Genomic DNA, 20,781 nt, shown 5'->3' with positions numbered 1-20,781 from the left:
CCACGCAAGGCACGATTGCATGAACGATTCGCTTCCCCGTCCACTGAACGGCCGTTCGCCTGACGCCCGCCGCGCACGCTTCGCGGCGCTGATGGCGCTCGCCAGCGCGCTGCTGTTCGCCGGCCTCGCGCCCGCGGCCCACGCCGAGCGCGCCGACAAGGACAAGCCGCTCAATATCGAAGCGGACAACATGACCTATGACGATCTGAAGCAGCAGACCGTCTTCACGGGCCACGTGGTTGCCACCAAGGGCACGATCCTCATCAAGGCCGACAAGCTCGTCGTCACCCAGGACCCGCAGGGCTACCAGTTCGCGACCGGCACCGTCGCGCCGGGCACGCCCGCCGACAAGCTCGCCTACTTCCGCCAGAAGCGCGAAGGCCTCGACGAATACGTCGACGGCACGGCCGAGCGCATCGACTACGACGGCAAGCAGGACCTCACCACGCTCACGACGCGCGCGACGGTGCGCCGCCTGCAGGGTCTCTCGACGGTGATGGATCAGGTCCACGGCAGCGTCGTCACGTACGACGGCCAGAACGACTTCTACACGGCGCGCTCCGGCAAGGACGTCGCGGGTCCCGGCAACCCCGGCGGCCGCGTTCGCGCGATGCTCTCGCCGCGCAACACCGCCACCGGCGCACAACCGCCCGCCGGCGCCCCGGCCGCCCTCACGCCGTCCACCAAGCTGCAGGAAGCGCCGCCACAGTGAATACCGTCACCGCCACCCAAAGCTACGGCCGCCAGCTGGCCGGCAAGACGAGCACGCTCGTCGTGCGCAACCTGAAGAAGCGCTATGGCTCGCGCACCGTCGTCAAGGACGTGTCGCTCGACGTGAAGAGCGGTGAAGTGGTCGGACTGCTCGGCCCCAACGGCGCCGGTAAGACCACGTCGTTCTACATGATCGTGGGTCTCGTGCCGCTCGACGCCGGCGAGATCGACCTCGACGGCCGCTCCATCAGCCTTCTGCCGATCCACAAGCGCGCGGCGCTCGGTCTTTCGTATCTGCCGCAGGAAGCCTCGGTGTTCCGCAAGCTCACGGTCGAGGAGAACATCCGCGCGGTGCTCGAACTGCAGGTGGATGGCAACGGCAAACGTCTGTCGAAAGACGTCATCACCGAGCGCGCCGAAGCGCTGCTCGAGGAGCTGCAAATCGCGCATCTGCGCGAGAATCCGGCGCTGTCGCTCTCGGGCGGCGAACGCCGGCGCGTCGAAATCGCACGCGCGCTCGCAACCGATCCGAGCTTCATCCTGCTCGACGAGCCGTTCGCGGGCGTCGACCCGATCGCCGTGCTGGAAATCCAGAAGATCGTGAAGTTCCTGAAGCAGCGCAACATCGGCGTGCTGATCACCGACCACAACGTGCGCGAGACGCTCGGCATCTGCGATCACGCGTACATCATCAGCGACGGCAGCGTGCTCGCGGCCGGCGCACCCGGCGAGATCATCGAGAACGAGAACGTGCGCCGCGTTTATCTCGGCGAGCACTTCCGCATGTAAGCCCCCGGGCGCGCCTCGCGCGCCCGTTCACCGCAGTCCCGCAGCGCCCACCCGGGCGCGCGCGATCCGCTTTCGCGTTTTTCCGGCCTCATCTTTCGCGTTTCCCCGTGTAACTGCTCGACCTTGCCCCCAAAACGGTGCATGGCAGGCCCGGGAGCGCCCCTGTTTGCGCACCAAATTCCGGGCAGGCACCGGCGTGGCGCACGCTCGTTTTTGCGAGTGCCCCGTGGTTTCGTCCGCGTGGCAAACTCTTTACAATGGTTCGCACACCGCCATGAAAGCCAGCCTCCAACTCCGCCTCTCGCAGCATCTTGCGCTCACGCCACAACTGCAACAGTCCATCCGGCTGCTGCAGCTGTCGACGCTCGAACTGCAGCAGGAGGTCGCGACGGCGATCTCGCAGAACCCGCTGCTCGAGAACGAGGACGACTGGATCGCGAGCCCGCTGCGCGTGGCCGCGGACGGCTCGGTCATCGCGCAGCCGCCCGCGCCCTCCGGCGCTGAGCCGATGCAGGGCGCGAACAGTTCCACCTCGACGTCCAACGGCAGCGGCGAAAACAGCGAGAGCGAGCCGCGAGGCGTGGACGAATACGACGGCCTTGGCGGCGACGCGAACGGCGACGCGAGCCAGTGGAACCTGGACGATTACGGCCGCTCGGGCAACGCCTCCGACGACGACGACCTGCCGCCGCTGCAGATCCACGAATCGACCACCACGCTGCGCGACCATCTCATGGCGCAGTTGCGCGAAACGAACGCGAGCCAGCGCGACCGCGCGCTCATCACGTTCCTCATCGAATCGCTCGACGAAGACGGCTACCTCAGCGCGACCTGCGAGGAAATTCTTGCCGACATTCCCGAAGAACTCGAAGTCGACGCCGACGAATTCAATGCGGCGCTAGCGCTGCTGCATAGCTTCGACCCCGCGGGCGTGGGCGCGCGCTCGGCCTCCGAGTGCCTCAAGCTGCAGTTGTTGCGCGTCACTTCGTCGCCCACGCGCACGCTCGCGCTCGAAATCGTGTCGAACTATCTCGAACTGCTCGCCGCGCGCGACTTCACGCGGTTGCGCAAGCAACTGAAGACGGGCGACGACGAGCTGCGTGACGCGCATGCGCTGATCCGTTCGCTCGAACCGTTCCCGGGTTCGTCGTATGGCAAGGCCGAAGCCGATTACGTGGTGCCCGACATCATCGTGAAGAGGACCGGCCAGAACTGGCATGCGGAACTCAACCCCGAGGTGGTGCCGAAGCTGCGCATCAACCACCTGTACGCGAATATCCTGCGCAACAACCGTGGCGATCCGGCTAGCGGTTCGCTGCGCCAGCAGCTGCAGGAAGCGCGCTGGCTCATCAAGAATATCCAGCAGCGCTTCGAGACGATCCTGCGTGTCGCGCAGGCTATCGTCGAGCGTCAGAAGAACTTTTTCGTGCACGGCGAAATCGCCATGCGCCCCTTGGTTTTGAGGGAGATTGCTGATACGCTGGGCCTACACGAATCAACTGTCTCGCGTGTGACAACCGGTAAATACATGCTGACTCCATTCGGGACACTTGAATTTAAGTACTTCTTCGGATCGCATGTATCGACGGACACCGGAGGCGCTGCATCGTCCACCGCCATCCGCGCCCTCATCAAGCAACTCATAGGAGCCGAGAACACCAAATCTCCTCTTTCAGACAGCCGCATAGCCGAACTGCTGGCAGAACAGGGCTTCGTGGTCGCGCGACGCACCGTTGCGAAGTATCGCGAGGCGCTGAAGATTCCAGCCGTCAATCTGCGCAAGTCTCTTTAGCCTGTTCCGGCTTTTTCGGAGCAGGCGTTTTCCGGCCGCTACGCCCGTTGGCGGACATGGCCGGCCGAGTTCGCCCGCCGTCGCAGGCCTTTCGGGGAGCCGCGTTCTGGCAGACAGTCGACCGGCATTGCCGCACTTCACGCGTCACGCGGCCATCAGCCTGGAGAAGCACTATGAATCTGAAGATCAGTGGACACCATCTCGAAGTAACGCCAGCGTTGCGAGAATACGTGATCACCAAACTGGACAGGGTGCTAAGACATTTCGATCAGGTAATCGATGGCAATGTGGTCCTCTCGGTCGACAACCATAAGGAAAAGGATAAGAGACAGAAGGTCGAAGTGAACCTTCATCTGAAAGGCAAGGACATATTTGTGGAGAGCGCGAACGGCGACATGTACGCCGCCATCGATCTCGTGGTCGACAAGCTGGACCGCCAGGTCGTACGTCACAAGGACCGCGTGCAGGGACATCAACATGAGGCGATCAAGCACCAGCCTGCGCCCATCATCGAAATCCCGCCGCAGTGATCCCACAGTGTCCTGTGTGGCGATTCACGCCATGAACCGGGGCTGGAGTCGATAGTTCATCCTCCGCCCCTCGAAGCGAAGCCGCCCAAACCGGGCGGCTTTTTCGTGAGTACGCGCAATGCTGGGTTTTACCGCTGGGTGCAACCGGGCAACGAGGGTTGCGCTCATGCGTGGCGCATCGCACCATCGGCGTGGACGCTTGTTCTATAATGGTCCAGTCGTATTACGGGGTCTAACGCGCCAACAGGTCCCCACGGTCCCGGCACCGGGCTTCGTCGCCAGATCCAAAGCTTCCGCCAAAGCGGTCAGCTGTCGGGGTGTGGAGCATTCAGGCCACGTTTTCGCCTGCCAACATGAATCGTTTAGCCAAAATACTTCCCATCGAGAACGTCGTCGTCGGCCTGTCCGTCACCAGCAAGAAACGCGTCTTCGAGCAGGCTGGCCTGATCTTCGAAAACCAGAACGGCATCGCCCGCAGCACGGTTACCGACAATCTTTTCGCACGCGAGCGTCTCGGCTCCACGGGCCTCGGCGAAGGCGTCGCGATCCCGCACGGCCGCATCAAGGGCCTGAAGCAGCCGCAGGCCGCCTTCGTGCGCCTCGCCGAGCCGATCGCCTTCGAAGCGCCAGACGGCCTGCCCGTGTCGCTCCTGATCTTCCTGCTCGTGCCCGAACAGGCCACGCAGCAGCACCTTGAAATCCTGTCCGAGATCGCACAACTACTGTCGGATCGCGAAACGCGTGAGCGGCTCCATACGGAAGAAAACCGCGAAACGTTGCATCGCCTGCTCACCCAGTGGCAACCTTGATGTAATGTGCGGCGTCTTGCGAGGCGCGGTCGCGGTACGCGCGGCCGAACAGCGCGCGCTCGACGCTCGTTGCAGGGGTGAAGCGTAAGGCGCCGGCAGCCGTGAACCACCCAGGTAGCGCACCCAGGCCAGGTCGCGCGGATTATTTAGCCAGCAATTCAGTCAGCCGTTAAGCGAGTCATCTCGCGGAGTCACCGACTCATGGACACTTCCAGCATCAACGCCCAAAGCATCTTCGACGACAACGCCACCACGCTGAAACTCAGCTGGTTGACGGGGCACGAAGGCTGGGAACGCGGCTTTTCGACCGAAACGGTGGCCACGGCCACGGCGAGCGCCGACCTCGTCGGTCACCTGAACCTGATCCACCCGAACCGCATCCAGGTGCTCGGCGACGCCGAAATTCACTACTACCAGCGCCAGACCGACGAAGACCGCTCGCGCCACATGGCCGAGCTGATCGCGCTCGAACCGCCGTTTCTCGTGGTCGCCGACGGCATGACCGCGCCGCCCGAACTGGTGCTGCGTTGCACGCGTTCTTCCACGCCGCTCTTCACCACGCCGATGTCGGCGGCCACCGTCATCGACAGCCTGCGCCTCTACATGTCGCGCATTCTCGCGCCGCGCGCGACGCTGCACGGCGTATTTCTCGACATTCTCGGCATGGGCGTGCTGCTCACGGGCGACTCGGGTCTCGGCAAGAGCGAGCTGGGTCTGGAGCTGATCAGCCGCGGCCATGGCCTCGTAGCCGACGACGCCGTGGACTTCGTGCGCCTCGGCCCCGATTTCGTCGAGGGGCGCTGCCCGCCGCTGTTGCAGAACCTGCTCGAAGTGCGCGGCCTCGGCCTGCTCGACATCAAGACGATCTTCGGTGAAACGGCCGTGCGCCGGAAGATGAAGCTCAAGCTCATCGTGCAACTCGTGCGCCGCCCGGACGGCGAGTTCCAGCGTCTGCCGCTGGAGAGCCAGACCGTCGACGTGCTCGGCCTGCCCATCAGCAAGGTCACGATCCAGGTGGCCGCGGGCCGCAACCTCGCCGTGCTGGTCGAGGCCGCCGTGCGCAACACGATCCTGCAATTGCGCGGTATCGACACCCTGCGCGACTTCATGGACCGCCAGCGTCTCGCCATGCAGGACCCCGACAGCCAGTTTCCCGGCAAGCTGATCTGACGCCCGAAGCGGTGAGGCCGGCGAGGCGCGCAATGTACGCCGTGCGCGCCCTCGAAACGAGCGCCTGCGGCCCGGAGAGCCAATACAGGCGCGCGGATCGGATGCTATGATGACCCAATCGGGTTCATCGACTCTCCCATGCGTATCATCCTGATCACCGGCATTTCGGGTTCCGGCAAGTCAGTGGCGCTCAATGCGCTCGAAGACGTCGGCTATTATTGCGTCGACAATCTGCCGCCGCGCTTTCTACCGCAACTCGCCCAATATCTCAGCGACGACGGCTACGAACGCCTCGCCGTCGCTATCGATGCGCGCTCGAGTTCGTCGTTCGACGACATGCCGGAGATGATCCGCGACCTGGCGCTTCGCCACGATGTGCGCGTGCTCTTCCTCAACGCGAGCACGCAGTCGCTCATCCAGCGCTTCTCGGAAACGCGCCGCCGCCATCCGCTTTCGGGCTCCGCCGCGCACGACGCCAACGTGGGCATGCTCAAGTCACTCGAAGAAGCGATCGAGCACGAGCGTGAACTCGTTTCGAACCTCGCCGAGTTCGGCCATCAGGTCGACACGAGCAACCTGAGTTCCAACGCACTGCGCCAGTGGGTGAAGGTGTTCGTCGGCGGCGAGCGCGGCTCGCTCATGCTCACGTTCGAATCGTTCGGCTTCAAGCGCGGCGTACCGCTCGACGCCGACCTCGTGTTCGACGTGCGCACGCTGCCGAACCCGCATTACGACGCCCGCTTGCGGCCGCTCACCGGGCTCGATCAGCCCGTGATCGACTTTCTCAATGCGCAGCCGGCCGTCCACGAAATGATCGACGATGTCTATGCGTTCGTCGCGAAGTGGCTGCCGCATTTTCGCGCCGACAACCGCAGCTATCTCACCGTTGCGATCGGCTGCACGGGCGGACAACATCGATCGGTGTACATCGCCCAGACGCTCGCCACGCGCTTTGCCGGCGAGTCGAACGTTATCGTGCGTCACCGCGACGCGCCTCTCGATGTCGGAGAGTCGTCACGGCTGATCGCCTAACCGGCTGCGCATCGCGCGGCCCTTAACCGAAAGCGTTGCGCCATGTCCTCGTCTCCTGCCGTGCTTGGCCGTTTGCCGTTGTTCCCGCTGCATACGGTGCTGTTCCCCGGCGGCCTGCTGCCGCTCAAGATCTTCGAAGCGCGATACCTGGACATGGCGAGCGAGTGCCTGCGCGAGCACACGCCGTTCGGCGTGTGCCTGCTCAAAAGTGGCGCGGAAGTCGCGCAGCCCGACGAGACGACTGCCGTGCCCGAATCCGTGGGATGCCTCGCGCTCATCGAGCAATGCGATGTCGAGACCGTCGGCATGCTGCATATCCAGGCTCACGGCACGCAACGCTTTCATCTGCTCTCGCATCGCGTGGAAGCCGACGGCCTGCTCGTGGGCACGGCCGAGTTGATCCCCGAAGATATTCCACTGGAAGGCGGCAAACAGCTCGCGCAATTCGGCGCGTGTGCGGAAGTGCTCGAGCGCATCATCGCGACGATCCGCGAGCGCGATTCCGCGAGCCTGCCGTTTGCGGAGCCGTTCCGCTTCGACGATCCCTCGTGGGTATCGAACCGTCTGGCCGAGGTGCTGCCGATCGCGCTGCGCGCGCGTCAGAAGCTCATGGAGTTGAACGACGCCGGCGCGCGTATCGAGATCGTGCATCACTACATGCAGCAGCATCAGCTGCTTTGATGCAGCGTTGATGCCGCATGCTCGCTGACTCAGATCAGCGGTCCACGCAAACCATCGAGCAGTTTGCGCACTGGCGCGGGCACGCCATACGCGTCGATGTTGCCTAGCGACACCCATGCGCTCTGTCCATCATTGGCTTCGAGCGGCGCAGCATTGCGCTTGAGTTCGATCACGCGCGGCTCGATGTCGAGCTTGAAGTGCGTGAACGTATGCGTGAGCGGCATGAGCGCCGAACTCGACGCCGCGCGCTCCGGCGTCACTCCGAAGTCTCGCGCGCGCTCGGCGAGCGCGGGTTCGTCCGCGGCTTCGGGCAAGCTCCACAACCCACCCCAGATACCCGATGGCGGGCGCTTCTCCAGCATCACCGCATCGCCGTCGAGCAGCACGAGCATCCACGTGCGCCGCGTGGGCACGGCCTTCTTCGGGCGCGCGGCGGGTAGTTCACGTTGACGTCCCGTCGTGTTCGCCACGCAGTCCTGCGCGAACGGGCAGCGCGCGCAGTCGGGCTTGCCCCGCCCGCACAGCGTCGCGCCAAGATCCATCAAGCCTTGCGTGTACGCGCTCACGTCGGCGTCGCTCGCTTCGGGACCTGGCACGAGCGTTTCGGCGAGCGTCCACATCGCGTTCTCCACGCGCTTTTCACCAGGAAAGCCTTCCACGCCGAACACGCGCGCGAGCACGCGCTTCACGTTGCCGTCCAGGATCGTTTCGCGCGCGCCGAACGCGAACGACGCGATCGCCGCCGCCGTCGAACGGCCGATGCCGGGCAGCTCCGCGAGCGCCTCGACCGTCTGCGGAAACTTGCCACCGTGGGTATCGGCCACGACCTGCGCGCAGCGGTGCAGATTGCGCGCGCGCGAGTAATAGCCGAGGCCGGCCCAGAGCGCCATCACGTCGTCGTCGGGCGCGGCGGCGAGCGCTTCGACCGTGGGAAAGCGCTCGAGAAAACGCGCGTAGTACGGAATCACGGTCGAGACCTGAGTCTGCTGCAGCATGATTTCCGAGAGCCAGATGCGATACGGGTCGCGCGTGTTCTGCCACGGCAGGTCGTGACGGCCATGCTCGCGCTGCCAGGCGATCAGGCGCGGCGCGAAACCGGTAAGCAGCTCAGCGGGATACGCGCCAGCCGGTAGCGGCACGGAAGTGGAAGAAGTTCGGTACATGGAAATGCCTGGCGCTCAGCGCTGGCAGCGCGGACAGAAATAAGTGGAACGCTGGCCCTGCACGATCTGCTTGATCGGCGTGCCGCACACGCGGCAGGGTTGGCCCGCGCGGTCATAAACGAAGTATTCGAGCTGAAAATAGCCGCTTTCGCCGTTGCTGCCGACGAAGTCGCGCAGCGTGCTGCCGCCCTTCTCGATGGCCGAGGCGAGCACGGCGCGCACGGCATCCGCGAGGAGTTCGTAGCGCGCAAGCGAAACGCGGCCCGCCGGGGTCGTCGGCCGGATACCGGCGCGGAACAGACTTTCCGATGCGTAGATATTGCCAACGCCCACCACGATATCGCCCGCGAGGAGAGCCTGCTTGACGGCGACCTTGCGGCCGCGGGTCTCGCGAAAGAGCAGTGCGCCGTCGAAGGCCGGTGTGAACGGCTCGATGCCGAGCGCCGCCAGCAGCGGATGGCCGAGCACGTCGCCAGCCTCGCGCGGGTGCCAGAGCACGGCGCCGAACCGGCGCGGGTCGCGAAAGCGCAGCGTGAAGTCGTCGAAGAACCAGTCGACGTGATCGTGCTTCTCCGCGGCCGGCGGCTTCGGCAGATTGCGCAGCACGCGCAGCGTGCCGGTCATGCCGAGATGCACGATGAACCAGCCTTCGTCGACCTCGAACAGCAAATACTTGCCGCGCCGCCCAACCGAACGTATCGTGCGGCCGCGCAGCGTACGGGCGAGCGTAGCCGGCACGGGCCAGCGCAATGCGGGGTTGCGCACCTCCACACGCTCGACGCGGCGGCCCGCGACCCACGGTTCGATCCCCCTTCGGGTAACCTCAACTTCTGGCAACTCTGGCATATCTCGCGGCCTGATTCGGATGCTGGTCCGGGTTGGTCTGCAACTTGCGTAAACGTGTGTGCGCGTTGTGCGCGTATTGTAGCCAGCGCGTTACAATCGACCGAAACATTCGACGGAATTCCATGGAACTGTCTTTCGTTAAGCTGTTCGCGAAGCGTCCCGCGACGCCCCGCGCCCCTGCCGCCTTCGCGCGTCGCCTCGTTGGCGCCGCAGTTCTCGCCGCCTGGGCGTTGACCACGTCGAGCGCATATGCGCAGGATCCGTCCCCTGACACGGACGACACTTCCGTCACCATGCCGGACGCTTTCGGCCCCCCCTCGCCCGACGAGAAGAAGGATCTGCCGGCCGTTCCGCTGTCGAGCCAGATCGTCTTCCAGGTGCTCGCCGCGGAAATCGCGCTGCAGCGCGACCAGCCTGCCCCCGCCTTTCAAACGTATCTCGCGCTCGCGCGCGACACGCACGACCCGCGCATGGCGCAGCGCGCGACGGAAATCGCGCTCTCGGCGCAAAGCCCGTCCGACGCCCTGAATGCGGTGCAGCTCTGGCAGCAGTACGCGCCCGATTCCGAGCGCGCGGCGCAGCTCGACGCGTCACTCCTCGTGCTCGCGGGCAGGCCCGACGACGCCCAGCCGCTGCTTGCGCGCGAACTCGCGAAGGTACCGGCCGACAGCCGTGGCCAGGCGATCCTCTCACTGCAGCTTCTGCTTTCGCGCGGTCCCAATCGCGTGGGCGGCCTGAATGTGCTCAAAACGCTGCTCAAGGACGACATGAACCGTCCCGAGGCGCAGCTCGCGATCGGCCGCCAGCAACTGCTCGCCGACGACGCACCCGGCGCACGCAAGTCGTTCGAGCAGGCGCTCGCGCTCAAGCCCGACTACCTTCCCGCCGCGCTGATGCTCGCGCAGATGGGGCCGGAGGAGCGCGCCGAAGGCATTGCGTCGATCGAAAAATACGTCCAGCAGAACCCGAAGTCGCGTGAAGGGCGTCTCGCACTCGCGCAGACCTATCTCGCTGCCGACCGCCTCGACGACGCGCAGAAGCAGTTCGAGATTCTGCACAAGGACAACGCGACCGACCTGATGCCGCTCATGGCGCTCGCGCTCATCAGCGTGCAGCAGAAGAAGTTCGACGCCGCGCAGAAGTATCTGACGCAATACGCGCAGGTTGCCGAGAAGAATCCGGCCGCCGACCCAGGTCAGGCCTATATTTACCTCGCGCAACTGTCGGTCGAGCAGAAGGACGACGCCGGCGCACAGAAGTGGCTCGACAAGATCCAGCCCAACAGCCAGCAATATGTGCCGGCCCAGATCACGCGCGCACAGATCCTGGACAAGGAAGGCAAGACCGACGACGCGCGCCGTCAGCTCGCGAGCATTCAGGCCGACGATCCGCGCGACCAGGCGCTGATCGCGCGCACCGACGCCGCGATCCTGTTCGACGCGAAGCGCTACCCGGAAGCCGAAGCACGGCTCGCGAAGGCGACCGCCGACTTCCCGGACGACCCGGACCTCACCTATGACTACGCGATGGCTGCGGAAAAAACCGGCCACTACGACGTCATGGAAGCGCAGCTGCGCAAGCTGATCAAGACGCAGCCCGACAATCCGCAGGCCTACAACGCGCTCGGTTACTCGCTTGCGGACCGCAATCAGCGCCTGCAGGAAGCCGACAAACTGGTGGAAAAAGCCTCGTCGCTCGCACCGGACGACGCGTTCATCATGGACAGTGTGGGCTGGGTCAAATACCGCCTGGGTGACAATGCCGACGCGATCAAGCTCTTGCGCAAGGCCTACAGCCTCCAGCCGAACGCGGAAATAGGCGCGCACCTCGGTGAAGTGCTCTGGAAAAACGGCGACCAGGATGGCGCACGCGCCGCGTGGCGCGAGGCCCGCAAGCTCGAACCCGACAACGACACGCTCCTGAAGACGCTCAAACGCTTCCAGGTCAACGATCTCTGATGGCAGATTTTTTCACTTCGATTTCGCCCAAGGCCCTCACCGTTGCGCGCGCAGCCAGTTTCGTACGGCGCGCGTCGCTCGGCGCAGCGGCGGCCGCGCTCCTCGCGCTGACGGGTTGCGCGACGCAGCAGCCGCCGCGCCAACCTTCCACCTCGAACGCCACGACCTCGCTCAGTACGCAGACGAACCGCGCCTATCATGGCCGCTTCGCCGTTCAATATGTCGATCAGAACGGCCAGCAGCGCAACGCGTACGGCAACTTCGACTGGCACGAGACCGATTCGACGGTGACGCTGCAACTGCTCAATCCGCTCGGCCAGACACTCGCGCTCGTCACTTCCGCGCCGTCGCAAGCCACGCTGGAACTGCCCAACCGCCAGCCGCTCACGGCCGACAACGTGAGCACGCTCATGCAGCAGGCGCTCGGCTTTGCCCTGCCCGTGGAAGGGCTGCGCTACTGGCTGCAGCCATCGGTCGCGCCCACCTCGCATGCACGCACTACGCCCGACTCGCAGAATCCGCAGCGGCTTTCGCAGATCGAGCAGGACGGCTGGACCATCGATTATGTCGCCTATGCCGACGCGCCGGCCAATGGCGTGAAACGCGTCAATCTCACGCGCGAAGCACCGCCGCTCCAGATCAAGCTCGTGCTCGACCAGTAAGCGGGCCGGTTGCGGTCTCTCATCAGCAATATCTGGCCGGCACGCGCCGGCCAGAATCCAGGCATCATCCCAAGAGCATCATGATCGAAACCCAGGACTCGCTGCGCGACTGCCTAGCGCCCGCGAAACTCAATCTCTTCCTGCACATCACGGGCCGGCGCCCCAATGGCTATCACGATCTGCAGACCGTGTTCCAGTTGCTCGACTGGGGCGACACGCTGCATTTCACGCGCCGCCACGACGGCCGCATTACGCGCACCGTGGAAGTGGAAGGCGTACCTGCCGAGCACGACCTCACCGTGCGCGCCGCGACGCTGCTCAAGGAACACACGGGCACGAGCGAGGGTGTCGAGATCGATATCGAAAAGCGTCTGCCGATGGGCGCGGGTCTCGGCGGCGGCAGCTCCGACGCGGCCACGACGCTGCTCGCGCTCAACCGCCTGTGGAAGCTCAACCTGCAACGCGAGGAATTGCAGGCGCTCGCACTCGAGCTGGGCGCGGACGTGCCCTTCTTCGTGTTCGGGAAAAATGCGTTCGCGGAGGGTGTTGGCGAAGCCCTCGAGGCTGTACAATTGCCCCCGCGTCATTTTTTGGTCGTGACGCCGCGGGTTCATGTTCCTACTGCCGAGATTTTTTCAGAAAAATCGTTGACAAGGGACACAAAGACCTGCACAATTGCAGTCTTTCTTGCACAGCAAGCAACGCAGAACGGATGGCCAGACAGCTTCGGTCATAACGATATGCAAGCGGTTGTCGCAGGAAAATACGCGGAAGTAGCGCAGGTGCTTCGATGGTTTGAGAGTGTCTCGAACAGCATCGCACCAGCGCGGATGACCGGATCGGGTGCCAGCGTTTTTGCAGCATTCGCCAGTCGGTCCGAAGCAGAATCGGCACAGGCCAGACTGCTTGCGGAACAACCGGACTGGCGAAGCGCGGTAGCCTCGAGTCTGAACAAGCATCCACTCTTCGCTTTCGCGGCATAGTTTTGCATGGTTGATCGTCCTACCGGTCAGTCAGGCTCAAAGTTGAGTGTAGGGGAGTCGCCAAGTTGGTTAAGGCACCGGATTTTGATTCCGGCATGCGAGGGTTCGAGTCCTTCCTCCCCTGCCAAAAATTCCAGGCAGTTCGCTCTGTGGGTTACCCAGAGCAGTTCGCCCAAGTAGTTCCTCTCGCCCCCCAAAGTCCGCAGCAGGTGCATGATGAGCAGCCATGACGGCCTGATGGTTTTTACTGGCAACGCAAATCCCGCGCTTGCCCAGGAAGTCGTCAAGATCCTCGGTATTCCCCTCGGTAAGGCTATGGTTAGCCGATTTTCCGACGGTGAAATCCAGGTCGAAATCCAGGAAAACGTGCGCGGCAAGGACGTCTTCGTCCTTCAGTCGACTTGCGCGCCGACCAACGACAACCTGATGGAACTGATGATCATGGTCGATGCGCTCAAGCGCGCATCCGCAGGCCGGATCACCGCAGCTATTCCCTACTTCGGCTATGCCCGTCAAGACCGCCGCCCCCGTTCGGCGCGCGTCGCCATCTCGGCGAAGGTCGTGGCGAACATGCTGGAAATCGCCGGCGTCGAGCGGATCATCACGATGGATCTGCACGCTGACCAGATTCAGGGCTTCTTCGATATTCCCGTCGACAACATCTACGCGACGCCCGTGTTGCTCGGCGATCTGCGCAAGCAGAATCACGAGAACCTGCTGGTCGTTTCGCCGGACGTCGGCGGCGTGGTGCGCGCCCGTGCGCTCGCCAAGCAACTGAATTGCGATCTCGCCATCATCGACAAGCGTCGTCCGAAGGCGAACGTCGCCGAAGTGATGAACATCATCGGTGAAGTCGAAGGCCGCACCTGCGTGATCATGGACGACATGGTCGACACCGCCGGCACGCTCTGCAAGGCAGCGCAAGTGCTGAAGGAACGCGGCGCGAAGAAGGTGTTCGCTTACGCCACGCACCCGGTTCTCTCGGGTGGCGCAGGCGAGCGCATCGCCGCTTCGGCTCTGGACGAACTCGTCGTGACCGACACGATTCCGCTGGGCGCCGAAGCGCGTTCGTGCGCGAAGATCCGCTCGCTCACGAGCGCAGGACTTCTCGCCGAAACGTTCTCGCGTATCCGTCGCGGCGACTCGGTGATGTCGCTGTTCGCGGAAAGCTAAAAAGAATTGACGCGCAAGGCGCGGTGTTCGCAAGGACGCCGCGCTTTTGCACGTAATCGGCGCGAACGGACGATGGTTCGCGCTGCATCGCTGGGGGCCGGAAGGCAGGCATTCTGCTGAAAAGGCCCCGTTTTACTGCCTGGTCGCGGGCAGTGCAATGGAGAATCAAATGAAAGTCATCGCTTTCGAGCGTAACCTGCAAGGTACGGGTGCGAGCCGCCGCCTGCGCATTGCTGGCAAGACCCCTGGCATCGTTTACGGTGTCGGCGCCGAGCCGCAACTGATCGAAATCGATCACAACGCGCTGTGGCACGCCCTCAAGAAGGAAGCCTTCCACTCGTCGATCCTCGACCTCGAAGTGGCCGGCAAGTCGCAGCAAGTGCTGCTGCGCGACGTGCAATACCACCCGTTCCGTCAGCTCGTGCTGCACGTGGACTTCCAGCGTGTGGATCCGAGCAAGAAGATCCACACGAAGGTGCCCCTGCACTTCATGAACCAGGAAACCAACCCGGCTGTGAAGACGGGTGGCGCGATCATCTCGCACGTTCTGGCTGAAATCGAAATCCAGTGCCTGCCGGGCCAACTGCCGGAATTCCTCGAAGTCGACCTCGCCAAGATCGAAGCCGGTCAATCGCTGCATGCCAAGGACATCACCCTGCCCGCAGGCGTGACGCTGGTTCAGCACGTCGAAGTGGAAAACCCGGTCATCGTGTCGGCACCCGTGCCGGCTGGCGCCCAGGCGGCTGCTGAAGGCGAAGAAGCGCCGGCTGCGGAGTAAGCGCAGCGGCCTCAATGAGCCGATCCTCTCGATCCGTTTCCCTGAAACGGTCGACGTGACCCGCCGCGGTTCGCCCCGGCGGGTTTTTTTTCGCACTTTTTCGTACACTTGCGGGTCAGTTCATCGATTTACGCAAGCGGAACACCACAATGATCAGGTTGATCGTCGGGCTCGGCAATCCGGGCGCCGAATACACGGCGACGCGCCACAACGCGGGCTTCTGGCTCGTGGACCAGCTCGCGCGCGAAGCCGGCACGACGCTGCGCGACGAGCGGCGCTTCCACGGCCACTACGCGAAGGCGCGACTCTACGGCGAGGAAGTGCATCTGCTCGAACCGCAGACCTATATGAACCGCTCGGGGCAATCGGTCGTCGCTCTCGCGGCGTTCTTCAAGATCCTGCCCGATCAAATCCTTGTCGCGCACGACGAACTCGATCTGCCGCCCGGCACCGTCAAGCTCAAGCTCGGCGGCGGCAGCGGCGGCCACAACGGCCTGAAGGACATATCCGCGCATCTGTCGACGCAGCAGTATTGGCGTTTGCGCATCGGCATCGGCCATCCGCGCGACCTGATCCCCGAAGGCGCGCGCGCCGGTGCAAAGCCCGATGTCGCGAACTTCGTGCTCAAGCCGCCGCGCCGCGAAGAGCAGGAGGTCATCGACGCATCGATCGAACGCGCGCTCGCCGTGATGCCGACGTTCGTGAAGGGCGAGGCCGAACGCGCGGTGATGCAGCTGCATCGCAACGGTTGAAACAAGGAGAGCGTCTTGAGTCGTTACTGGAGTGACATCGTCAACCGGCTCGTGCCCTACGTGCCGGGCGAGCAGCCCGCGCTCGCGAAGCCGGTCAAGCTCAACACCAACGAGAATCCGTATGCGCCCTCCCCGCGTGTGCTCGAGGCGATCCGCCACGAACTGGGCGAGACGGGCGAGTCGCTGCGCCGCTATCCCGACCCCGTCGCGAAGCGTCTGCGCGCCGCCGTGGCCGCGCATCACGGCATCCGCGCGGAGCAGGTGTTCGTCGGCAACGGCTCGGACGAGGTGCTCGCTCACGCCTTCCAGGCGCTGCTCAAGCACGACGAGCCGATCCTCTTTCCCGACATCACCTACAGCTTCTACCCGACCTACGCGCGGCTCTACGAGGTCGAGTACCGCACCGTGCCGCTCACGGAACAGTTCACGATTCGCGTCGACGATTACCGCCAGCCCAATGGCGGCGTGATTTTCCCGAATCCGAATGCGCCCACGGGTCACGCGCTGCCGGTCGCGGAAATCGAGCGGCTTGTCGCGGCGAACACGGAATCCGTGGTGGTGATCGACGAAGCGTATGTGGATTTCGGCGCCGAGTCGGCGATTGCGCTGATCGACCGCTATCCGAACCTGCTGGTCGTGCACACAACTTCGAAATCACGCTCGCTCGCGGGCATGCGCGTGGGCTTCGCGTTCGGCCACCCCGATCTCATCGATGCGCTCAACCGCGTAAAGGACAGCTTCAACTCGTACCCGCTCGACCGCCTGGCGCAAGCCGCCGCGACTGCCGCTTACGAAGACGGCGAGTGGCTGAAGACCACGAGCGCGCGCGTGATCGCCAGCCGCGAGCGCCTGACGGCCGCGCTCACGGCGCTCGGCTTCGACGTGGTGCCTTCGGCGGCGAATTTCGTGTTCGCGACGCATCCTGCGCACGACGCGGCGGCAATTGCGGCAAAGCTGCGCGAAAAGGAGATCTTCGTGCGCCATTTCAACGCGCCGCGCGTGAACCAGCATCTGCGTATCTCGATCGGCACGGATCCCGAGTGCGACACGCTCATCGACGCATTGAAGGCCATCGTCGCGTAAGAAGACGGCAGGATGAAATAAAAAACGCGCCAGTTGGCGCGTTTTTTATTTTCCGCAGAATTGCGCGATTCAGGCGTTGTTCTTGGCGGCCGTCAGCGCGTGGTACTTCTGCATCAACTGCTCGGGCGACTCGACATGCTCCGGATTCTTGGGAATGCACTCCACCGGGCACACCTGGATGCACTGCGGCTCATCGAAATGGCCGACACATTCGGTGCACTTCTTCGGGTCGATCACATAGATTTCCGGGCCCATCGAGATCGCGTCGTTCGGGCACTCGGGCTCGCACACGTCGCAATTGATGCACTCGTCGGTAATCGTCAGGGCCATGCTGTTCTCACTTCCCGCCGGCGCGAAGGCCGGCTCACACGTTGCTTAGCCCGACAGTTTACGCTGCTTTGGCCGGGCGTTCACACCTTCGTAACCGGGGCGCCCATCGAGGCCACCTTGTCCTGCAAGCGCTTTTCCACGGACGGAAACACGAACTTGCTCACGTCGCCGCCCAACTGGGCGATTTCGCGCACAATCGTGCCCGAAATGAACTGATACTGGTCCGATGGCGTCATGAACATCGTCTCGACGTCGGGCAGCAGGTAACGGTTCATGCCCGCCATCTGAAATTCGTACTCGAAGTCCGACACCGCGCGCAGGCCGCGCACGATCACGCGTGCGTTGTTGGTGCGCACGAAGTCCTTCAGGAGCCCCTTGAAGCTCATGACCTGCACGTTCGGATAGTGGCCGAGCACCTCGTGGGCAATCTCGAGCCGCTCGTCGAGCGAGAAGAAAGGCTTCTTGTTGCGGCTGTCCGCAACGCCGACTACCAGCGTGTCGAAAATGCTCGACGCGCGCCGCACGAGATCTTCGTGGCCGCGCGTGAGCGGGTCGAAGGTACCGGGGTACACGGCGACTACCATGAGGCTTCTCCTCTCAACAGAAATGGGGCGCAATGCAGTGCCGTGGCGACGCATGCGCACGTGCGTGCGTGACGGCCAGGCCGCCCGCCGCTTCTTATCGAACGCGCATTATTCCTCATTTTCGCGCTGCAGCAAATGATAGTGAACGGCGCCGGCCCGGCCCTCGCGCACCACGCTCCAGCCCGCCAGCACGGGCCGCGCACTGGGATCGATACGCTCACCTGACTCCACGTAAAGCCATCCGTCCGGGGCGACGAGCGGCGCAGCCAGTTCGAGTGAGCGCTCGAGCAGCGCGGTGTCGCCGAACGGGGGATCGAGGAATACCACATCGAACGAGCCTGGCGCGAGATTGGCCGCGAGACGCAGTGCGTCGGCTTCTGCGATTTCGATCATGCGCGCGCCAAGGCGCGCCTGGTTCGAGCGCAGTTGCGCGGCGGCGCGCGCGCTGCGCTCCACCATCACGACGCGCGCGGCGCCCCGCGACGCCGCCTCGAAGCCGAGGCCGCCGCTGCCCGCGAAAAGGTCGAGGCAACGCAGACCGTCGAGACGCTGGCCAAGCCAGTTGAAGACCGTCTCGCGCACGCGATCGGGGGTCGGACGCAAACCGTCGAGGTCGAGCACCGGCAGCGGCGTGCGCTTCCAGTCGCCGCCGATGATGCGGATCGTGTGCGCACCGCCGCCGCCACGTGCGCGGGGATCGGGCTGATGGGTGCGGCCGCCTTGGCCACGTGAAGGTGAGGAACGGGTCATGCGTTGGGTCGTACCGCTGCGTGCATTTGACCGCTGGCAGTCAACTTGCCGGCGGAACTCGACTGTGGGGTTCGACGCTTTCGCATCGCGCCCTCCAATGCGCGCACGTTACCACAGGGGCGCGCAGGTGCCGCGTGCGCGCCGCAACGCTCCCACCGCGATGCCGCAGCGACTCCAGCTAACGCGCCTGATAAAATGCCATGTTTTCCGCGCGTTACCTCTTCCATGCCGTCGCTGACCGCCCCTCGGTCCGACCCGCAGCGCGCCTGACCCACCCCAGACCATGTTCAGTTTCTTCAAACGATTCCGCGGCTCGAAGGACGCCGAGAACGCGCCGGCCGAGAATGCGCAGGACGAAGCCGCCCTCGAGGCGCCGGACGAGGCCGTTGATAAGGCCGTTGATGAGGCCGCCAGCGCGCCGCACCAAACGTCGCCCGCGCCCTCCGCTCCACCGGCCGTGACCGCTCCGGTCGAGCCGCAGCAAGCCGTCGACAATGACGACGAACCGGAAACCGTCGAGATTGTCCCGCCGCCCGCGCTCGAGCCCGAAGCCAGGCAATCGTGGCTCAAGCGCCTGAGGTCGGGGCTCTCGAAAACCGGCTCGAACATCCAGAGCATCTTCGTCAACGCGAAGATCGACGACGATCTCTACGAAGAGCTCGAAACCGCGCTGCTGATGTCGGATGCGGGCGTCGACGCGACCGAATATCTGCTCGAAACGCTGCGCCAGAAGGTACGCGCCGAGCGCCTGACCGACGCACAGCAGGTGAAGAACGCCCTGCGCGAGCTGCTCATCGGCCTGCTGAAGCCGCTCGAGAAGTCGCTCATGCTCGGCCGCGCGCAGCCGCTCGTGATGATGATCGCGGGCGTGAACGGCGCGGGCAAGACCACCAGCATCGGCAAGCTCGCCAAGCATCTGCAAAGCTTCGACCAGAGCGTGCTGCTCGCCGCCGGCGACACGTTCCGCGCTGCCGCGCGCGAACAGCTCGCCATCTGGGGCCAGCGCAACAACGTGACGGTCGTGCAGCAGGAAAGCGGCGACCCGGCAGCGGTGATCTTCGACGCCGTGAGCGCCGCGCGCGCGCGCCGCATCGACGTGGTGATGGCCGACACCGCTGGCCGCCTGCCCACGCAATTGCATCTGATGGACGAGCTGAAGAAGGTCAAGCGCGTGATCGGCAAGGCGTTCGACGGCGCACCGCACGAGGTGGTGCTCGTGATCGACGCGAACACGGGCCAGAACGCGCTCGCACAGGTCAAGGCCTTCGACGACGCGCTCGGCCTCACCGGCCTCATCGTCACGAAGCTCGACGGCACCGCCAAGGGCGGCATCCTCGCCGCGATCGCGCGGCAACGCCCGATCCCCGTGTATTTCATCGGCGTGGGCGAAAAGGTCGAAGATCTGCAGCCGTTCGTGGCCGAAGAATTCGCCGACGCGCTGCTTGGCAGCTGATAGCGCGCGATTACCCGGCTTTGAATGTACGAAGGGCGTCGTTCTCACGAACGACGCCCTTTTTCATTGTCGCGGCCAGCGCAAACCGGTCATGCGCTCATTCCGTGTCCGGCTGCACGCCCGGCGCGGCGCGCGCGAACGCGTCGAGCGTGAGCGCGTAGTCGTTGATACGCTGAATGGTCGGGTAACGCGTCGTGTCGATCTTGAAGCGGTTCGCGTTGTAGACCTGCGGCACGATGCAAAGATCGGCGACGGTCGGCGTGTCGCCGAAAGCGAGCTTGCCGGTGCGCGGATCGCTGGCGAGCCGCTGTTCGAGCGTCGCGAAGCCCGCCTCGATCCAGTGGCGGTACCACGCGTCTTTCGTCGCGTCGTCGGCGCCTACGGTGTGCTTGAGGTACTTGAGCACGCGCAGGTTGTCCACCGGATGAATCTCGCACGCCACCTGCAGCGCGAGCGAGCGCACATGAGCGCGATCGATGGGGGACCTCGGCAGCAGCGGCGGCTCGGGATGCGTCTCTTCCAGATATTCGATGATCGCGAGCGACTGCTGAAGCGTGTGCCCTTCGTCGTCGACGAACGACGGCACGATCGCATCGGGATTCACCTGGCGATAGGCGGGCTTGAGCTGCTCGCCGCCGTCGCGCACGAGGTGAACCGGGACGTACTCGTACGACAGGTTCTTCAGATTCAGCGCAATTCGCACCCGATACGATGCCGAACTGCGGAAATAGCTGTAAAGCTTCATGCTCCTC

The 20,781-nt window shown here is 64.3% G+C and carries 22 protein-coding genes and 1 tRNA gene; 17 read left to right on the top strand and 6 right to left on the bottom strand.

Annotated features, from left to right (window positions below):
* Positions 1-19: 19 nt before the first annotated feature.
* The 8 genes from lptA (at position 20) to AB3X99_RS22075 (ending at position 7,514) form a co-directional block, all read left to right on the top strand.
* Complete coding sequence (gene lptA, locus AB3X99_RS22110) at positions 20-712, top strand: lipopolysaccharide transport periplasmic protein LptA (RefSeq protein WP_069264856.1); 693 nt, start codon at positions 20-22, stop codon at positions 710-712.
* Positions 709-1,500, top strand: coding sequence for an LPS export ABC transporter ATP-binding protein (gene lptB, locus AB3X99_RS22105; RefSeq protein WP_069264858.1), 792 nt, complete (start codon positions 709-711; stop codon positions 1,498-1,500). The genes lptA and lptB overlap by 4 nt, the downstream gene beginning before the upstream one ends.
* 274 nt (positions 1,501-1,774) lie before the next feature.
* Complete coding sequence (locus tag AB3X99_RS22100; RefSeq protein WP_368618127.1) at positions 1,775-3,292, top strand: RNA polymerase factor sigma-54; 1,518 nt, start codon at positions 1,775-1,777, stop codon at positions 3,290-3,292.
* 173 nt (positions 3,293-3,465) lie between these two features.
* Positions 3,466-3,822 carry a ribosome-associated translation inhibitor RaiA gene (gene raiA / locus AB3X99_RS22095; RefSeq protein ID WP_028201861.1) on the top strand — a complete coding sequence of 119 codons (357 nt, stop codon included), beginning with the start codon at positions 3,466-3,468 and terminating at the stop codon, positions 3,820-3,822.
* A 353-nt stretch (positions 3,823-4,175) separates the two neighbouring features.
* Positions 4,176-4,631, top strand: a complete 456-nt coding sequence (gene ptsN / locus AB3X99_RS22090) for a PTS IIA-like nitrogen regulatory protein PtsN (protein ID WP_368618126.1) — start codon at positions 4,176-4,178, stop codon at positions 4,629-4,631.
* 201 nt (positions 4,632-4,832) lie between these two features.
* On the top strand, positions 4,833-5,801 hold the full coding sequence (gene hprK / locus AB3X99_RS22085) for an HPr(Ser) kinase/phosphatase (RefSeq protein ID WP_028201859.1): 969 nt from the start codon (positions 4,833-4,835) through the stop codon (positions 5,799-5,801).
* A gap of 138 nt (positions 5,802-5,939) precedes the next feature.
* The gene (rapZ, locus tag AB3X99_RS22080; RefSeq protein WP_069264864.1) at positions 5,940-6,833 is read left to right on the top strand and encodes an RNase adapter RapZ; all 894 of its coding nucleotides are present in this window, start codon (positions 5,940-5,942) and stop codon (positions 6,831-6,833) included.
* 42 nt (positions 6,834-6,875) lie between these two features.
* On the top strand, positions 6,876-7,514 hold the full coding sequence (locus AB3X99_RS22075) for an LON peptidase substrate-binding domain-containing protein (RefSeq protein ID WP_069264867.1): 639 nt from the start codon (positions 6,876-6,878) through the stop codon (positions 7,512-7,514).
* A 29-nt stretch (positions 7,515-7,543) separates the two neighbouring features.
* On the opposite strand, the gene mutY is transcribed toward AB3X99_RS22075, so the two are convergent.
* A complete protein-coding gene (mutY, locus tag AB3X99_RS22070) occupies positions 7,544-8,677 on the bottom strand; it encodes an A/G-specific adenine glycosylase (protein ID WP_368618125.1) in 1,134 nt (377 codons plus the stop codon).
* A 15-nt stretch (positions 8,678-8,692) separates the two neighbouring features.
* On the bottom strand, positions 8,693-9,523 hold the full coding sequence (mutM, locus tag AB3X99_RS22065; RefSeq protein WP_069264868.1) for a bifunctional DNA-formamidopyrimidine glycosylase/DNA-(apurinic or apyrimidinic site) lyase: 831 nt from the start codon (positions 9,521-9,523) through the stop codon (positions 8,693-8,695).
* A gap of 122 nt (positions 9,524-9,645) precedes the next feature.
* On the opposite strand from mutM, the gene AB3X99_RS22060 reads away from it, so the two are divergent.
* The 8 genes from AB3X99_RS22060 to hisC all read left to right on the top strand — a co-directional run bounded on the left by AB3X99_RS22060 (position 9,646) and on the right by hisC (position 16,912).
* Positions 9,646-11,481 (top strand): tetratricopeptide repeat protein, encoded by a 1,836-nt coding sequence (locus AB3X99_RS22060; protein WP_368605855.1) that lies wholly within the window; start codon positions 9,646-9,648, stop codon positions 11,479-11,481.
* Entirely contained in the window at positions 11,481-12,143 is a 663-nt protein-coding gene (lolB, locus tag AB3X99_RS22055; protein ID WP_368618124.1) for a lipoprotein insertase outer membrane protein LolB, read from the top strand. The genes AB3X99_RS22060 and lolB overlap by 1 nt, the downstream gene beginning before the upstream one ends.
* Before the next feature lie 80 nt (positions 12,144-12,223).
* Positions 12,224-13,126 (top strand): 4-(cytidine 5'-diphospho)-2-C-methyl-D-erythritol kinase, encoded by a 903-nt coding sequence (gene ispE, locus AB3X99_RS22050; RefSeq protein WP_069264874.1) that lies wholly within the window; start codon positions 12,224-12,226, stop codon positions 13,124-13,126.
* Positions 13,127-13,176: 50 nt separating this feature from the next.
* Positions 13,177-13,253: transfer RNA gene (locus AB3X99_RS22045), tRNA-Gln, on the top strand.
* 89 nt (positions 13,254-13,342) lie between these two features.
* Complete coding sequence (locus tag AB3X99_RS22040) at positions 13,343-14,299, top strand: ribose-phosphate pyrophosphokinase (RefSeq protein ID WP_069265235.1); 957 nt, start codon at positions 13,343-13,345, stop codon at positions 14,297-14,299.
* 169 nt (positions 14,300-14,468) lie between these two features.
* Positions 14,469-15,077 (top strand): 50S ribosomal protein L25/general stress protein Ctc, encoded by a 609-nt coding sequence (locus AB3X99_RS22035; protein ID WP_069264876.1) that lies wholly within the window; start codon positions 14,469-14,471, stop codon positions 15,075-15,077.
* Between the two features lie 149 nt (positions 15,078-15,226).
* On the top strand, positions 15,227-15,829 hold the full coding sequence (pth, locus tag AB3X99_RS22030; protein WP_321923210.1) for an aminoacyl-tRNA hydrolase: 603 nt from the start codon (positions 15,227-15,229) through the stop codon (positions 15,827-15,829).
* Positions 15,830-15,844: 15 nt separating this feature from the next.
* Entirely contained in the window at positions 15,845-16,912 is a 1,068-nt protein-coding gene (hisC, locus tag AB3X99_RS22025; protein ID WP_368618123.1) for a histidinol-phosphate transaminase, read from the top strand.
* A 69-nt stretch (positions 16,913-16,981) separates the two neighbouring features.
* Here hisC and AB3X99_RS22020 read toward each other — a convergent pair whose 3' ends face one another.
* From AB3X99_RS22020 to rsmD, 3 genes are all read right to left on the bottom strand, one after another.
* A complete protein-coding gene (locus AB3X99_RS22020; RefSeq protein WP_368618122.1) occupies positions 16,982-17,242 on the bottom strand; it encodes a YfhL family 4Fe-4S dicluster ferredoxin in 261 nt (86 codons plus the stop codon).
* An 80-nt stretch (positions 17,243-17,322) separates the two neighbouring features.
* Entirely contained in the window at positions 17,323-17,826 is a 504-nt protein-coding gene (coaD, locus tag AB3X99_RS22015) for a pantetheine-phosphate adenylyltransferase (RefSeq protein ID WP_069264884.1), read from the bottom strand.
* Positions 17,827-17,934: 108 nt separating this feature from the next.
* The gene (gene rsmD, locus AB3X99_RS22010) at positions 17,935-18,576 is read right to left on the bottom strand and encodes a 16S rRNA (guanine(966)-N(2))-methyltransferase RsmD (protein ID WP_368618121.1); all 642 of its coding nucleotides are present in this window, start codon (positions 18,574-18,576) and stop codon (positions 17,935-17,937) included.
* A gap of 283 nt (positions 18,577-18,859) precedes the next feature.
* Here rsmD and ftsY point away from each other — a divergent pair, with 283 nt between their 5' ends.
* On the top strand, positions 18,860-20,029 hold the full coding sequence (ftsY, locus tag AB3X99_RS22005; protein WP_368618120.1) for a signal recognition particle-docking protein FtsY: 1,170 nt from the start codon (positions 18,860-18,862) through the stop codon (positions 20,027-20,029).
* A 97-nt stretch (positions 20,030-20,126) separates the two neighbouring features.
* On the opposite strand, the gene maiA is transcribed toward ftsY, so the two are convergent.
* Positions 20,127-20,774 (bottom strand): maleylacetoacetate isomerase, encoded by a 648-nt coding sequence (maiA, locus tag AB3X99_RS22000; RefSeq protein ID WP_368618119.1) that lies wholly within the window; start codon positions 20,772-20,774, stop codon positions 20,127-20,129.
* Positions 20,775-20,781: the final 7 nt, after the last annotated feature.

The sequence above is a fragment of the Paraburkholderia sp. BR10882 genome, from assembly GCF_040948855.1.
GTDB classification, from domain to species: Bacteria; Pseudomonadota; Gammaproteobacteria; order Burkholderiales; family Burkholderiaceae; genus Paraburkholderia; species Paraburkholderia nodosa_A.
This window is presented reverse-complemented; position numbering and strand designations above follow the sequence as displayed.